General features: G+C 48.8%; 12 protein-coding genes. 8 read left to right on the forward strand and 4 right to left on the reverse strand.

Annotation, left to right across the window (positions count from 1 at the left end; all coding sequences use genetic code 11):
* The first annotated feature begins 68 nt into the window (after positions 1-68).
* Both EHW56_RS04185 and EHW56_RS04190 read left to right on the forward strand, forming a co-directional pair.
* Positions 69-1,091, forward strand: a complete 1,023-nt coding sequence (locus EHW56_RS04185; protein ID WP_152798715.1) for an NADP-dependent oxidoreductase — start codon at positions 69-71, stop codon at positions 1,089-1,091.
* Positions 1,092-1,332: 241 nt separating this feature from the next.
* Positions 1,333-3,300: a sensor histidine kinase gene (locus EHW56_RS04190; RefSeq protein ID WP_152798717.1), complete on the forward strand. Its 1,968-nt coding sequence runs from the start codon at positions 1,333-1,335 to the stop codon at positions 3,298-3,300.
* A gap of 21 nt (positions 3,301-3,321) precedes the next feature.
* Here the strand turns inward: EHW56_RS04190 and EHW56_RS04195 are convergent, their stop codons facing one another.
* Positions 3,322-4,272, reverse strand: coding sequence for an aminoimidazole riboside kinase (locus EHW56_RS04195; RefSeq protein WP_152798719.1), 951 nt, complete (start codon positions 4,270-4,272; stop codon positions 3,322-3,324).
* A gap of 27 nt (positions 4,273-4,299) precedes the next feature.
* The gene (locus EHW56_RS04200) at positions 4,300-5,733 is read right to left on the reverse strand and encodes a sucrose-specific PTS transporter subunit IIBC (RefSeq protein WP_152798721.1); all 1,434 of its coding nucleotides are present in this window, start codon (positions 5,731-5,733) and stop codon (positions 4,300-4,302) included.
* A 282-nt stretch (positions 5,734-6,015) separates the two neighbouring features.
* Between EHW56_RS04200 and EHW56_RS04205 the strand changes: the two genes are divergently transcribed.
* The 6 genes from EHW56_RS04205 (at position 6,016) to EHW56_RS04245 (ending at position 13,923) form a co-directional block, all read left to right on the forward strand.
* Positions 6,016-7,008 (forward strand): LacI family DNA-binding transcriptional regulator, encoded by a 993-nt coding sequence (locus tag EHW56_RS04205; protein ID WP_152798723.1) that lies wholly within the window; start codon positions 6,016-6,018, stop codon positions 7,006-7,008.
* Between the two features lie 101 nt (positions 7,009-7,109).
* Entirely contained in the window at positions 7,110-8,807 is a 1,698-nt protein-coding gene (locus tag EHW56_RS04210) for a sucrose-6-phosphate hydrolase (protein ID WP_152798725.1), read from the forward strand.
* A gap of 160 nt (positions 8,808-8,967) precedes the next feature.
* A complete protein-coding gene (locus tag EHW56_RS04215) occupies positions 8,968-9,936 on the forward strand; it encodes a calcium/sodium antiporter (protein WP_152798868.1) in 969 nt (322 codons plus the stop codon).
* Positions 9,937-10,311: 375 nt separating this feature from the next.
* Positions 10,312-11,559 carry a hypothetical protein gene (locus EHW56_RS04220; RefSeq protein ID WP_152798727.1) on the forward strand — a complete coding sequence of 416 codons (1,248 nt, stop codon included), beginning with the start codon at positions 10,312-10,314 and terminating at the stop codon, positions 11,557-11,559.
* 811 nt (positions 11,560-12,370) lie between these two features.
* Positions 12,371-12,751, forward strand: coding sequence for a hypothetical protein (locus EHW56_RS04235; RefSeq protein WP_152798730.1), 381 nt, complete (start codon positions 12,371-12,373; stop codon positions 12,749-12,751).
* Between the two features lie 476 nt (positions 12,752-13,227).
* A complete protein-coding gene (locus EHW56_RS04245) occupies positions 13,228-13,923 on the forward strand; it encodes a VC0807 family protein (RefSeq protein WP_077653210.1) in 696 nt (231 codons plus the stop codon).
* A 77-nt stretch (positions 13,924-14,000) separates the two neighbouring features.
* Here EHW56_RS04245 and EHW56_RS04250 read toward each other — a convergent pair whose 3' ends face one another.
* Positions 14,001-14,216: a TIGR02450 family Trp-rich protein gene (locus tag EHW56_RS04250; RefSeq protein ID WP_074214615.1), complete on the reverse strand. Its 216-nt coding sequence runs from the start codon at positions 14,214-14,216 to the stop codon at positions 14,001-14,003.
* A gap of 154 nt (positions 14,217-14,370) precedes the next feature.
* Positions 14,371-15,030, reverse strand: a complete 660-nt coding sequence (locus tag EHW56_RS04255) for a site-specific DNA-methyltransferase (protein ID WP_152798732.1) — start codon at positions 15,028-15,030, stop codon at positions 14,371-14,373.
* Between the last annotated feature and the right edge of the window lie 709 nt (positions 15,031-15,739).

The raw sequence follows: 15,739 nt of genomic DNA on the forward strand, positions 1-15,739 counted from the left end.
TTATTTCATTGCTATTGTGAGGCGCGCTGAATCAGCCGCCTCTTTTCCCAACATCAAGGGAGGAACCCATGTCATCACTCAAGAATCAACGTTTTGTTCTTGCATCACGCCCAGTTGGCGCACCCACTGCCGAGAACTTTCGCTTAGAAGAAGTCGCCATTCCCGCACTGGGCAACAATGACGTCCTGATTGAAAACCATCACCTATCGATTGACCCATACATGCGCGGCCGGATGAGCGATGCTAAGTCGTATGCTGAACCGGTAGCGATTGATGGCCTGATGGTCGGCGCCACCGTGGGTAAAGTATTGGAATCTAACCATGCCGATTACCAGGCCGGTGATTGGGTACTGGCTTATAAAGGCTGGGAAACCCATTCTGTCGTCGATGGCGATACCCTGCTTAAACTTAACCCTGATCTCGCGCCGGTTTCATACGCGCTTGGGATCTTGGGGATGCCCGGCTTCACCGCCTACATGGGCTTATTAGATATCGGCCAACCCAAAGAGGGCGATACCTTGGTGGTCGCAGCCGCAACCGGCCCCGTTGGCGCGACCGTCGCTCAAATCGGTAAGCTGAAAGGCTGCCGCGTGGTAGCGATTGCCGGTGGTGAAGACAAATGCCAATACGCTCGTGAACACCTCAGTGTTGACGCGTGTATCGATCACAAAGCCGATAACTTTGCCGAGCAGCTTGCCGAAGCCTGCCCGCAAGGCATTGATGTGTACTTTGAAAACGTCGGCGGCAAGGTATTTGATGCGGTGATGCCACTGCTTAACACCGGCGCACGCATTCCCGTGTGTGGCTTGGTATCTCAATACAACAACACCGCCCTGCCAGAAGGCCCAGATCGCCTTTCGCAGTTGATGGGCACCATCTTGGTTAAGCGCCTAACCGTGAAAGGTTTCATCATTTTTGATGACTACGCACACCGTTATCCTGAGTTCGCTCACGACATGGCCAAATGGGTCGGTGAAGGCCAAATCCATTACCGTGAACACGCGGTGAATGGCTTTGAGCAAGCGCCTCAAGCTCTGATTGATGTACTCGAAGGCCGCAACTTCGGCAAGATGGTCGTCAATATTAAATAAAGCCCGCTTTATTTCGTCATACCGAAAACCCTGCCTCCCCCTTAGCGATGGATAGCTAAGGGGGTTTTTTATGAGTGACGTTCGCTTTTCCGTTCCACTCCCCTTCTTGATGCAGAAGAAACACTCAGTGCCAACTACACTAATGGGGATGATTGACTAGCTTCATCGAAATTTGGCAAGGCTGACCGCAGGACACAACCGTTCCACACCTGTTTCAGCTAAGAAAGAGGATGTATTCAAAATGGCCAAAGTCGCACCCATGATTCGTCATCAGATCAACCTCGGTTTTGCGTTTGTTCTGATTATGGCATTACTGACGATTTTTGCGGTGGTGGAATGGAAGGTAAAACCCGAGCTTATTGAGCAGCGACAAGAGCGGATCAGCATCAATCAACACGCCCTGCTCGATTTACTCGACGCCAAACTCGGCCAAATTGAACTGTTAACCAGCACCATGGCGTTAGCGGGGACCACACTCCCCAAAGATGAAGCTCTGTTCCGCACCACCTTTCCCGAGATCCTCAATAATCATGGCGATCCAGCGATTGCCGGCGGTGGTATCTGGCCCGAGCCCGGCACATTTACACAAGGGGTGGCGCGGCGCAGTTTTTTCTGGGGCCGAGCAGGCGCGACCATGGAGTACTACGACGATTACAACCATCCAGACGGGAAGGGGTATCACAATGAAAGTTGGTACGTAGCGGGCAAAACAACCCCCGTCGATCATTGCAGTTGGTCCAACGCCTATATTGACCCTTTTACCAAAGAGCCGATGATCACCTGCACCGTGCCAATGAAAGATGATAAGCGCTTTGTGGGTGTCGCCACCGTCGATATGAGGCTCGCCGGCATCTCAGATATTTTGTCCCAGTATGGCAAAGAAAACGGTGGCTATGTCTTCGCCTTCGACGCAGACAGCAAAGCGATCAGCTTTCCGCAATCAGCCGTCACCTTTCAACCCTACAGGAACACACTATGGACGAGAGACGAACTGCAAGTGCAATTGCCTTGGTTGCAATCGGCGTTCAAGGCAACCCAAACACTCAGCACCAGCAAGCTAATCACGGTAGAAAATGACGGCATCCTCAACGAAGCCGCATATGTCCATTTGATTCGCTACCCTGAAGCCGACTGGGTGATTGGCCTCGCCATCCCTAAAAGCAAAATGACCGCCGCCGCTGACAACATGGGGTTGTTTTTAATGATAGCGATTGGTGGCTTGCTGCTCGTTGTCGGTGTCATCGCGACGATCACCGCCCGCAATTTACTGGATAAAATTCGACAAACCACCCATCAGATCCGAGAGTTGATCGATGGTGAAACCACCCAAGCACTCGACGTGGGGAACCTGAATGAAGTCGGGGAATTACGCCATGCCGTCAACGATTATGGTGATAAACTAAAGGCACTGCTATTGCGTTTAGAAACACTCCAAGATGAATTAGTTCAGAATGAAAAACTGTCCTCACTCGGCTCCCTGGTCGCAGGCATCGCACACGAGCTGAATACCCCCATCGGCAACGCACTGATGTCTTCAACCTCCATCTTGTCGATGAAGCAAGATTTTGTCCAACAACTCGAAAAGCCGATCACACGTGACGATTTAGACCAATTTCTCACCCATGTTGAAGATGGGACACGGATTGTTGAACGTAACATGTCACGTGCCTCCGAATTAATCCGTGCATTTAAACAACTGGCCGTGGATCAAACCAACGACCACCAGCGCGAGTTTGACCTCCATCATCTTATCAACGAAGTGCTTCTGTCTTTGCGTCCGACACTGCAGCGAACGCCTCACCACCTTGACGTAGATATTCCTGAGGCGATTAAGCTCAATAGCTACCCTGGAGCCCTCACCCAAACGCTGATCAACTTAATTAACAATGCGTTAGTGCATGCATTTACCACGCAAGATCAAGGCCATATTCAAATCCATGCGAGTCAGGATTCACACGATCAGGTACATATTACCGTCCAAGATAACGGCGTGGGCATGACGCCAGACGTGCAAAAACACATTTTTGATCCCTTTTATACCACCCACCTCGGTCAGGGCGGATCTGGCCTTGGCTTACATATTACCTTCAACCTCATCACGAGTGTGCTCGGTGGCCGTATTCAGGTAAAAAGCAAACCGCAACAGGGCAGTCGCTTCATTGTGACGATTCCACTGACGGCCCCCGAACGTGCCTCGTCGTCTTCATAACGATGGCTGGTAAATGGAATATCATTGTCCAGCCAACTGCAACGCCGTGGGCAATGCGGTCATTGCGCCTTTTGCCGTGGTGGCCAGCGCGCCACAGCGGTTGCCTTGACGCACGGCCTCAGTCACCGCCTCTGGTGACTGCCAGTCAGGCAACTTGGCAAGAGCCGCCAGCAAGCCGCCCATAAACGCATCCCCTGCACCCGTGGTGTCCACGACCTTGGCAGGTGTTGTCGCCACCTGCCAAAGCGCTCGGTTGAACGCGACTTGTGCACCGTCACTGCCTAGCGTGACCACCCACAAGGACACACTCGGTACGTGCGAGACGAGCACTTCAAGCGCGGATTTGATGGACCGGCTCTCGCCGGGCTCGGAGCCTGTCACTAACGGCGCAGTCAGTAAAGCAAGCTCATCATCAGACACTTTGACCACATCCGCCAGCGGCAAGGCTTGCCTCACGGTCTCTAGCATCTTCGCCTCGCTTTGCCACAAATCATCACGCAAGTTAGGGTCAAAGCTGACAAACCCACCCTGGTCACGACACGCTTGCATGGCGCCGAGCGTGGCCGATCGCGAGGGTTCGTTAGCTAACGCAATGGAGCAAGCATGTAACCACTGCCCCTTTTCAAACACAGGGAAGTCATCGGGCTGCACAAACTGATCGGCACTGGGTTTCACCATAAACGTAAAGCTGCGCTCACCCGCCTCATCTAACTCAACCAACACGGTTGAGGTGCGTTGCGCGTTATCGCGATGCATAAACGCAATGTCTACGCCTTCATCGGCCAACGTGGTTTGCATAAAACGTCCCAACGGATCGTCGCCCACTCGACCAATAAAGCCTGTTTTCTCCCCCAGCCGGCTAATCGCCACGGCCACATTGGCGGGCGCACCGCCCGGACATTTTAGGTAGTGGCGTTCACCCTCTGGGATCAAATCCACTACCGCATCGCCAGTGACCCATACCTTACTCATCACGCTTGCTCCTCGTTCAGTGCTCGATTAGGCCGCCGCCGTTTGCGCATATTTTTTACGGGCACCCAGTACATAAGTCACCGCAAACGCCACGACAAAAGCAATGGCCATTCCGATGATATACGGCACCACTCCGTCAGGGCGAATCGAAATGATCCCTGGCAGCCCCGCGGCACCCAGCGCTTGCGCTTTCACTTTAAAGAAGGTGATGAACGCGCCTGCACAGGCTGCGCCGACCAATGCACCGATAAACGGATAACGGTATTTAAGGTTAATACCAAACATCGCCGGCTCAGTGATGCCAAGCAGTGCCGTGATACCCGCCGGCATCGCAATTCCTTTCGCTTTCACATCCGCGGTTTTTAGCCCGAACGCCAAACAGGCCGCGCCTTGCGCCACATTTGACATCGCGGCAATCGGGAAGATAAAGGTACCGCCAGTGACCGCAATGTCTGCCAACAGTTGAGTTTCAATTGCGATAAAGCTGTGGTGCATCCCGGTGATCACAAACGGCGCATACACAAACCCAAACAAGGCACCACCAATCATCCCTGCTGATTCATACACCCAGTTAAGACCATCGCCGAGCAAGAAGCCGAGATCACGGGTAAATGGACCCACCAGAGTAAAGGTGATCAGCCCGGTGATAAAAATCGCCAGTAGAGGCGTCAGCAAGTTATCCAGCACCGAGGGAATAATACGACGTAGCCCTTGCTCGACTTGGGCGAGAATATAAGTGGCAACCAGCACAGGCAGTACCGAGCCTTGATACCCGACTTTTTCAATCTCAAAACCAAAGATTTCCCACACTGGAATATCGCCGGACACCGCCGCACCGCCAAAGCCCCAGCCATTGAGCAGATCAGGGTGGACCATTAACATCCCGAGTGCCGCGCCCAAAAAGGGGTTAGCGCCAAACTTTTTACTGGCAGAAAACGCCAGCAGTACCGGCAAGAACACAAATGGCGCATTAGCGAAGGTATTGATCATATTGGCCAAATCGCCCATTTGTGGGTAGGCCTCAATTAAAGACTTGCCATCAATAATCAAACCCGGCGCAGTCAGGATATTAAAAATCCCCATCAGCAAACCACCGGCGACGATGGCTGGAATAATGGGAACAAAAATATCTGACAGCCCTTTCACCGCGCGTTGTAGCCAATTTTGCTTCTCAGCGCCAGCCGCTGCCACGTCTTTCGACGACATATCTGACTGGCCCGTTAATTTGCTGAATTCGGCATAAACATTATTAACAATGCCCGAGCCAAAAATGATCTGTAACTGACCACTGACTTGAAATTGGCCTTTCACACCTTCAATCGATTCAATCGCGCTTAAGTCCGCCAAGTTATCATCATGGAGTGCGAGTCTTAGCCGCGTGGCACAGTGTGCCGCCGCCGCGATGTTTTCTTTTCCACCCAGTTTATCGAGTAGTTGTTGTGCTATTTTTTGGTAGTTCATGGCTACTTCCCCTGCACGCTCTCACCGTCTTTGCCACCGTCACTTTTATTTTCGTGTGGCGTCACACGCTCCACATTTTCGGGAACGATCCCGAAAATGATGTGCTGAATCCTGTAAAGCATCAAGTATGAGGGCTAATCGCTGTGAGATCGATCAGTAAACCGCCGCGTATCTCTCACCTTAAACGTGATGAATATCACTAAATAGGGGGCATTTAAGGCGCTATGTTTGCAAAGGATCCGTAAATGGAACGATCATGGTACTCCCAGCAAAGGAGAACCCATGGCTAGCTTGAATGATGTCGCCCGTTTAGCGGGTGTTTCTAAATCAACCGTTTCACGCGTGATTAACCAGGAATATGGCGTAAAGCCCGCCACCATTGAAAAAGTTAACCGCGCCATTGAGCAATGCGGCTATGTGGTCAATCAAATCGCTAAGGATTTGAAATCTAACAAAACCAACCTCATCGGGGTGATTGTACCGCGAGTATCGTCGAATGCGATGTCAGCCAGCGTTGATGGGCTTAGCCATGTCTTTGATAAAAAAGGCAAACACGTGCTATTGGCCAACACGCGCCAAGACGATCAACGTATTTGTTACTACCTCGATTTGTTCAACCAAAAACGCGTAGAGGGGATACTGCTGTTTGCCTCCACGCTCAACCCCGACTTGGTGCACGCCATTAAGCGCTCGAGTGCGCCGGTGGTGGTAATTGGTCAAGACGGCTCACCCTATAACATTCCCAGCGTGATCCATGATGATTATCGGGTGGGCTTTTGTGCTGGCGAGCAGCTTATTAATGCTGGCTGCCGACAGGTGGGCTTTCTGGGGGTACAAGCGGAAGATATTGCCGTTGATCAGCAACGTTATCAAGGCTTTGAGAGCGCATTGACCACGTTGACCCAAACGGTACCCTTGTTCCATTACCAAGGCCAATTCTCGATTCAATCGGGCTATGTCGCCATGACCGCTATGCTAGAGCAATATCCTGATCTTGACGGTGTATTCTGTGCCACCGACCGTATCGCGATTGGCGCTATCCAAGCCTTGCAAGCACAAGGGATCACCCCTGGGAACACCGTGAAGCTGATGGGAGTGGGCGATGACGAGCTTGCCCAAGTGGTATCGCCAAGCTTATCGACGTTTAACTATGCCTTTGATGCAGCAGGAGAAAGTGGTGCCAAAATGCTGCTCGAATTACTGGAAACCGGACAAAGTCATGTGTCCAAATTGGTGATGGGCTTTAACTATATCAGCCGCGCCACCTGCCCTTAACACAGCGATCGTTAACCCAATACAGAGAAATTTTACTTGCGCCACCGCCGTCTTTTTCGCTATTTTTGGAACGTTCCCGAAAATAAAATTGGTACGGATAGATGGAAATAACCCCAACAGGCCTGGTTGACGCATGTGGTGGCGCCGATAACGTGCGACGAGCATTGCGCCATCAAGACAAGGTGATCATTGAGCTCATCGAGCTTGAACGCGTGAACCAAGACGTGCTGCCAATCAGTACGATTGACCATTCACTACGCCAGATCACCCTCGATCAACCCGTCAGTCAGGGGGCGCTAACGGCACTGGGACGCGTGATCGATCACAACCTGCGTGAACAAGCCGCGCCCTTCTATTCACCCAGCCAAAAGACAGATTTCCATCGCCCCGGATGGCATATCAGCCCTCCCCAAGGGCTGCTGAATGACCCCAATGGTTTTATTTACTTTCAAGGTCACTATCACCTTTTTTATCAGTGGTATCCCTTTGCCTGTGAGCACAAAGATAAATTCTGGGTGCATTTAATCAGCCCTGATGGGGTGCAATGGCATACCGCGCCGCTCGGCATCACCCCAAGTGATTGGTATGACAGCCATGGGGTATTTTCAGGCCACGCCATGGTGATGAACGACGCCCTTTGGCTGTATTACACCGGCAATACCCGCATTGGCCCCGAGCGTTTGCGCCAAACTACCCAATGTGTGGCACGGTCAAGCGATGGCATTCATTTTGAAAAGCTCGGCCCGGTGATTGATGCCCCACCAGCAGGCGTGACCGAGCATATTCGCGATCCCAAAGTCATCCATGACGGCCAACACTATCGGATGCTGTTGGGCGCGCAACGTGAAGATAAAATAGGCCGCCTGGCGCAGTATTCGTCTGCTGATGGCCTTACGTGGCACTATGACGGACTAAGCGGTGATAGCTTAGGCGAACATGGTTATATGTGGGAATGCCCAGATCTGTTCCAATTAAGCGATCAATGGCTTTGTATTCTCTGCCCACAAGGCAGCCCATCACCAACGCCCGATCATCATGTTCCTCACCACAATGGTTACGCCAAAGCCACGCTAGAAGCGGACGGCATCACGCTTGATAACTGGCAAGTGCTGGATCATGGGTTTGATTTTTACGCCCCGCAGACGGCGCAGACCCCTGACAATAAGCGCATGCTTATCGCTTGGATGGGCCTGCCAGACGAAGTTGAACAACCCAGTTTCAGTGCGGGCTGGTTGCATCAGTTAACCTGTCCACGTGAGTTACGCTGGGAAAATGGGCAAATTTATCAGCGCCCAGCCGCCGCGCTGGAAAGCTTAAGAGGCCCTCAGCAACTTTTGGTGATTAACCCTGAGTGCCACTCAACCACCGTGGATTTAGGCACCAAGCAGTTTGAGCTCAACACCACGCTGCCCATTCCGACCAGCGGCCACTACACGCTATACTTTCACAGCCGCAGCGGCATGATGACGCCAGCCTCCTCCGGCAAACCATCCGGTTGTGCACTCACCATTGACGGTGACAGCCGCACCCTAACACTGGATAGAAGCGCAAGCCTCGCCACAGAAGGCGATACCCGTCGCTGTATTCACTTGCCCGAGCCGCTAGAAGATTTGCCACTACAGGTTCTCGCTGACACCAGCTCACTGGAGTTCTTTATCGCCGGCGGGCGATGGACGATGACCAGCCGTTACTTCAGCGCTATTGATGCAACCTTTTTAGCGCTGACACGCGATCGCCACGACACGCCTTTGCCAAAAGAGATGGATTGGTATGCGTTGAAAAACGCCAGTGTTAGGTGATACATCAGGGAAGTGGCGTTGACCACACCACGCCACGTCTGACTGGCACAGTTAACGCCCATCAACTAGCATTAAGGGTTTGAATCTTCTGTGTTTAATCATCGCCATGATATTATTGGCGATGATTAAACACGCTTCTTATTTCAACCAAGGTGACGATATGCTGCTTGCAATACTGGCGATTATTGCTGGATTTGCGCTTTTGGTGTGGAGTGCAGATAGGTTTGTAGAAGGCGCGGCTGTGAGTGCCCATTATGCCGGTATACCGCCGCTACTCATTGGCATGCTGGTGGTAGGGTTTGGGACATCAGCGCCTGAAATGGTGGTCTCAGCGATGGCTGCAGTCGATGGCAATCCTGCGTTAGCACTGGGCAATGCGCTGGGCTCGAACATCGTCAATATCACCTTAATTCTCGGGGTGACCGCCCTTATCGCGCCTATTGCAGTGCATTCCACCATTGTGCGCAAAGAGCTACCCATTCTTTTAGCCATCACTCTCATTATCGGGACAATGCTATGGGACTTCACGATCAGCGCCTACGAAGCTTTACTGCTTATCACAGGCTTTTTACTGCTGATCGGCTGGTCAGTGTGGTCTGGCATACGAACTAAAAACGATACCCTCGCCACCGACATGAATGCCGAACTCAACCAGCAAACCCTGTCGCTAAAAAAAGCACTGATGTGGCTAACGATTGGGCTGGCACTGTTAATTGTGAGCTCGCGCATCTTGGTATGGGGTGCCGTTGAGATCGCCCAACAACTGGGCATCAGCGATCTGATTATTGGTTTAACCATAGTCGCATTAGGCACCTCCCTGCCCGAGTTGGCCGCCTCAATTATCGCCGCCCGCAAAGGAGAACACGATATTGCCGTGGGCAACGTGGTCGGCTCCAACATTTTTAATTCCCTTGCCGTGATTGGTATTGCTGGCGTCATCGAGCCGATTCGCGACATCACCGAAGCGGTCTTCTGGCGAGATTGGATGGTGATGCTCGCCGCCACCGTGCTCTTACTGCTGGTCGCAATACGCTTTGGCAAGACACGCGAAATCAACCGCGCCGAAGGGGGATTACTGTTTGTGTGCTATATCAGCTATACCTGTTTGCTGATCTATGCCGTGCGGTAGGAAGTTAAGCGTCATACAGTCCTCACAAAACACGCCAACGTTGATATGGGCTCTAATGCAGCGCGTATCATACCAAGGAGTAAAACCATTTATTCGACACCGATCCAATAAATAAAACAGCTTTTCTACCATGACCACATTGAGTCGAGCTTTTGTCGCGAATTTTGCTAGCATTGGCCGCTAAAAATAATCATAACCCCCTTGACCATTCCATTGAGGGGATTGAGCAAAATGCTTTGCTCACTGGTGATACCCGCTTAGTTGGCTCAAGAGAAAACACAGATGACTTTCTTCACATCGACACAGTCTTATCGTTGTCCATTTTTCAAAAACCCTGAAACATGTAACTGTGCGGCTTGTGTCAATCAAAGATTGATGCAAGAAAGCAAAGAAGCCGTTAAACGTACAGAGGCAAAGAACTTTGCCAGTGGTGGCTCTATTCCTAGTATCAGTGCTGCATCTGAACCCGCACCAGTTCAAGAAAGCACGCAACAAAAGGTCGCTCGTCAACGCAAAGCGCGGATTGAGGAAAGTGAAGATAACTGGAAAAAAACACAAGCTGCTGCATTTGATTTGGCTTGGATGCAATCGCCTAAAACCCAACCTCAGAGTGCACTTTGGAAAGCGCTATTTACCGACGATACACCTGAGGAAAAGCAAAAACTTATCAAACAAGCGAATACCCATCTCAACGAGCCCGTGAGAGAAGGAGAGATCGTTGTTATTCCAACCGCTGAGCCAAGAACCACTAAAGAGAAAGAGGCTCTAAGCGCGCTCCAAGACGAAGCGGCAATAGGCAGCCTAGAGCTGGGAAAACTGAGCGATGATTCTCTTTCATTGGTTAATCGTCATTTGGAGCTACTTGACTATTTTGCTGACGACGCCTTGTGTACCATCGATGAAAGCGAGTCCGGTAAGTATTATGATTATGCCTCTATCGGAGTGGGTATCGCCGCCGGGTTTGTTCAAAAACACCTAGAGAACATTCAAGGCATCTTGTCAGAGATCAATGAGCTCTATGTCGACGATTTGGCCAAGAACGGTAAACCCAGTGCCACGTTTTTTGCTCAACGCGCAAGCTTGTTCAAAAAGCTTGATGACTCATTCGCGCGTTTGTCCAAGCGCAGCGTAAAACTCCCCTTATATACCCAAGTTAGGCGTAACCTAAAGCTTTCAACTAAATCCGTCATTCATCACGCTGACGAAATTATTAGCAAAGGCTATGTGAGTAATCTCGGAAAGCGCATCGCGAATATCTCTATTGGGGTAGATGCATCACGCGCTGGTGGTTACGTTGGATTAATGCTAGGTGGTGCAAGTGTCGCAGATAGCATTTATGAAGCCTGTAATGTTGATAGTTATGGTGAATGTGGGAGAACAACTGCACAAAAAGTCGGAGGATTTATGAGCTCAATCCCAGCAGGCACAGTTGGCGGTCAACTTGCGGCTGGCGGAACCGCATTACTTTTGGGAGCCATGGGTATTGCTTCGGCACCGGTAATTGCAATCGCCGTGCCAGCGGCTTTTGTGGTAGGCGGCCTTACTAGCGGATACTATGGTGGCAAAGCCGGCGAATATTTGGGCGATAAAGCTTACAACGTTTATGAGTGGATTCTGGAATAACCAATATGTCAACAGCAGAGTGGTGGGAGTTTTTGATTGCAATCCCTGCGCTAATTTTTAGTAGTTACTTTCTTCTTTGGGCAGTACCCGCAGTGTTTATACTTGCGGCCTTGGCGCTTGGCGACATCAAGCGGATTGAGTTTATAGACCAGCAACTAGCAAAGAATAATGAGAAGCTGCATAGCACATTACGCTATCAATTTTCCTATACAATAGTAAATAGATTTATGTGTTATTGTTTTGCATACCCATTGATTCGTCACAGGCAAAAGACCAATTCGTATAAATTTAAATTATTCATGTGGATAAACTGCTTTGGGTTTTGGAGCTTCTCTCTAGGTATTTTATTCCTATACCTATCGGATATTTTAGGCATTATTAATTAACAACCATTTGACTCATGTAAAAAATAATCATGCATACCCTCGATATTTTCATAATGGGATTAATACTTATTTTTGGAGGATACACCTTTTTGTGGGCTGTACCAGCCGTATTAATACTCGCAATCTTGGCGCTTAATGACATCAAACGTATTGAATTTATAGACCAGCAACTTGCTAAAGATGTAAAAAACTTCACAGCAAGCTTGATTATCAATTATCTTATAAGATAGTGAACCGCTTTACTCTTTACTGTGTTTCCTATCCGCTTATTCGATATCGTCAAACGACCAATTCCTGGAAGTTCAGATTCTTTATGTGGTACAATTTTTTAGGATTTTGGAGCTTGATTTTAGCGATTATATTTTCTTACCTATCCGAGCTTTTAAATATAACATTCTAATTGTCATATCTTTGCGAGTAATTTTATGCCAGAAAGTGAATGGTGGGGATTTTCACTTGTTATTCCGGGGTTGGTTTTCGGAGGATATCTTGTTTTATGGTCAATACCTGCCGTCTTGATACTCGCAATCTTGGCGCTTAATGACATCAAACGCATTGAATTTATAGACCAACAACTTGCTAAAGATGTAAAAAAACTTCACAGCAGGCTTGATTATCAATTATCTTATAAAATCGTCAATCGCTTTACTCTATACTGTGTTTCCTACCCTATTATTCGACATCGCCAAACGACCAACTCATGGAAGTTCAGAGCCTTTATGTGGTACAATTTTTTAGGTTTTTGGAGCCTTATTCTCTCGGGCATCATTATCTATCTGGCTAAGTTTTCCGGTGTGATAGACTGAAAAATTGATCTTATCTAACTTGGTGGCTGGGGTTCTATTACTGGCATTCTATTAGCGTTCGGTAGCGAAGAAAGAATAACTTGGCTAGATCTTCAGCTGGCAAAAAACGCCAAAGATTCACACTCGAATCAACAATGTATGACATCATATAGTATTTTTTCTAGATATATTGACTATTTTGTCATGTATCCTGTTATTCGCCATCGCGCAAATGAGAAGTCCTTAAAGTTTGAGCTATTTATGTGGATTAACGCGATTGGTATTTGGTCTTGGATGATTGCATTCATCTTTGCAGTGATTACAAAGCTTCTATGAACTATGTAGGTTTCAGGCTCGCACACCACTCCCCCTCACCTATTGATTTCACACATAGTTACACAACGGTGCGCTTTTACGCTTTACATCGATCGCGGGTCGATGAACACTGCTTGGCAGAGTATAATGACACCGATATCACGTAGAGTTAGTCACACATTATGAGCAATACCACCGCGAAAAAGCCGAGTCCCCTGTTTGAAATCCTGTTCAACGTTTTCATCCCCTCGATCATCTTGATGAAGTTGAGCGGCGATGAATACCTAGGGACAGCCACGGCACTGGTCGTCGCTTTGGCCTTTCCTCTCGCTTACGGCGGGATGGATCTGGTCCGTAACCAGAAATTCAATTTTATCGCAGCACTGGGCTTTATCAGCGTATTACTGACAGGCGGGATTGGCCTACTCGAGCTCGATACCCGTTGGTTAGCCTTAAAAGAGGCGCTGATCCCCGGCCTTATTGGCTTGGCGGTGTTAGGGTCAACCTTTACCCGCTACCCACTGATGCAGAAGTTAATACTGAATGACACTGTGCTCAACCTCTCGTTGATTAATCAGCGCCTAAAAGAGAAAGGACAATCCGACGCCTTTGAGCGCTGCTTGATGTGGTCAAACTACCTGTTCGCCAGCACCTTTGTGTTCTCATCGGCGATGAACTACTTCCTTGCCACGTGGATTGTGACCAGCCCTGCCGGCACGTCCGCGTTTAATGAAGAGCTAGGCAAAATGACGCTGTACAGCTACCCGATGATTGCTATCCCTAGCATGTTGATGATGTTCGGCATCTTTTACTACATTTGGCGTCAGATACGCGCGATGACATCGCTAGAAACAGAGCAAATTTTCCACCTGAAATAACAAGCGCCACGCGCGGCGTTTCAAAAACGGGTCAAAAACAGATCAAAAAAAGGGAGGATAGCCTCCTCCCTTTATCATCACTTCCATCCTTGACGCCACTTCTCGTCACTTTTGAGCTCACGCCAGTCAATTGGATACTCTTTTTTCGACAGCACCGACTCAAGCACGCATAACACCACCACACCGTCCTCATCATACTCAACGTCGGAGACGACAAAGTGCTTCTCGCGTTCAATGGGTTTTACCGCCGTCCACTTGCTATTGCGTAATTTGGCTGGATTGATCTGGTTCACGACTGCCCCGTTAGATACTGCATCTGTTAAACATAACGATACCTAGTACGATCGAGGTTCGGTTTGGTTCAGTGGTGGCGGCAGTGTGCTGATAACTCGTACCCACGCTCCTGCGTGGGAACGGACCGAATCCAGCGGGTTCTTAATTATATTACTATGTTTCTACCAACCGGCTTCGAAAGTGTTGGTGCGCCGACTCAGAAATATCACAACCCAGATATTTTCTATCTAGATTTACTGCCGCAACTAATGAAGAACCAGAACCAAAGAAAGGGTCAACTACTAATTCATCTTTTTGAGAGCTCTGAGATATGAGCGTTTCAAGAAGTTCAACTGGCTTTTCTGTCGGATACCCACGATATACACGTTTATACTCTAAAATATCAGGGACACTTAAATTGTTTAGTTTCCTTTTCCCTTTTTCGAAAAAAAGAATGTATTCGTGTCGAGCTCTATAGTGATAGCCCATACCGATACAGACTTTATCCCACACTATGGGCTTCCAGAACCTAAAGCCAACTTTCTCTGCTATTGGCTTGATAGTAAACATTGTTTCTTGATCACAAAACAAATAGAAGTGAGAATTTTTCTTTAACACTCGATAGACTTCCGATAATAAACTCTCGAAGCGTTCATTAGGGAAAATATCGAACCATTGATTGCTAGAGCCCTGACTAACTTTCAATCTGGTTGTAGTGCCAATTTTCCTATGTTTTTCTAATGACTCGTATGGTGGGTCAGTCACTAAAAGATCAACGCTCGCGTCCGCGAGCGTTGAAAGCCAGTTTACGGCGTCATCTTTAAATACTTGCATAAACCTTCAGACCAAACTTCTACAAAGGCGTCCATTTTGATGTACAGTAGAGGCTACACCTTTATTTAGGCGGCGACAATCAATACAATAGCTTTGATGACCAGTAGGGTTCTGTGCTGTTTTTCGTGCGGGTGTTTTACCAAAATTTGACGGATACGGGTGGAAAACATGCTCTCCACCATTCGCATCTGAACAATGTGGGCATGATTTATATTTACGTCCTGTAGCCGCATCTTTCTTATAAATCATGCCACTATTTAGTGCTTTACTACAACAACTACAATTCATGGGATCCTCCGAAAGTTATTTCATAGTCACAATGCCATAAGTTGCATAGGAGTAATGAGATATCATTCTTATTTCTTGAATGTAGCGAATGATATAAGTTACCGTCTGAAGGCTCTACCACACTTAGCTACGATGTTTACTCGTTCCCACGCTCCTGCGTGGGAATGTATATGGATTTTGAATCATGGCAGGATTCGCCACAACATCACCGACCTGCACTTGTTCTCTATTCTAACACTCGCGGACAACGTCAATACCTTTAGCGAACAAGCCCTAGCCAGCGTAACGCTACACAGGTTATGGTGCTGTTTGTGTTTGAATGATAGCTAGAGCTAAATATGCATTCCCACGCGGGAGCGTGGGAACGAGAAACAAAGTGTCGGCTACGCGACACTTACTCTTATTTGTTAGGTTTTTAATG

This window comes from Salinivibrio sp. VGrn1, from assembly GCF_009377995.1.
Taxonomy (GTDB): Bacteria; Pseudomonadota; Gammaproteobacteria; order Enterobacterales; family Vibrionaceae; genus Salinivibrio; species Salinivibrio siamensis.

Excerpts from the sequence above, each read along its gene's own strand:
- EHW56_RS04185 (WP_152798715.1), top strand. The coding sequence starts at position 69 with ATGTCATCACTCAAGAATCAACGTTTTGTTCTTGCATCACGCCCAGTT.
- EHW56_RS04210 (WP_152798725.1), top strand. The coding sequence starts at position 7,110 with ATGGAAATAACCCCAACAGGCCTGGTTGACGCATGTGGTGGCGCCGAT.
- EHW56_RS04205 (WP_152798723.1), top strand. The coding sequence starts at position 6,016 with ATGGCTAGCTTGAATGATGTCGCCCGTTTAGCGGGTGTTTCTAAATCA.
- EHW56_RS04190 (WP_152798717.1), top strand. The coding sequence starts at position 1,333 with ATGGCCAAAGTCGCACCCATGATTCGTCATCAGATCAACCTCGGTTTT.
- EHW56_RS04200 (WP_152798721.1), bottom strand. The coding sequence starts at position 5,733 with ATGAACTACCAAAAAATAGCACAACAACTACTCGATAAACTGGGTGGA.
- EHW56_RS04235 (WP_152798730.1), top strand. The coding sequence starts at position 12,371 with ATGCCAGAAAGTGAATGGTGGGGATTTTCACTTGTTATTCCGGGGTTG.
- EHW56_RS04220 (WP_152798727.1), top strand. The coding sequence starts at position 10,312 with ATGCAAGAAAGCAAAGAAGCCGTTAAACGTACAGAGGCAAAGAACTTT.
- EHW56_RS04215 (WP_152798868.1), top strand. The coding sequence starts at position 8,968 with ATGCTGCTTGCAATACTGGCGATTATTGCTGGATTTGCGCTTTTGGTG.
- EHW56_RS04255 (WP_152798732.1), bottom strand. The coding sequence starts at position 15,030 with ATGCAAGTATTTAAAGATGACGCCGTAAACTGGCTTTCAACGCTCGCG.
- EHW56_RS04245 (WP_077653210.1), top strand. The coding sequence starts at position 13,228 with ATGAGCAATACCACCGCGAAAAAGCCGAGTCCCCTGTTTGAAATCCTG.
- EHW56_RS04195 (WP_152798719.1), bottom strand. The coding sequence starts at position 4,272 with ATGAGTAAGGTATGGGTCACTGGCGATGCGGTAGTGGATTTGATCCCA.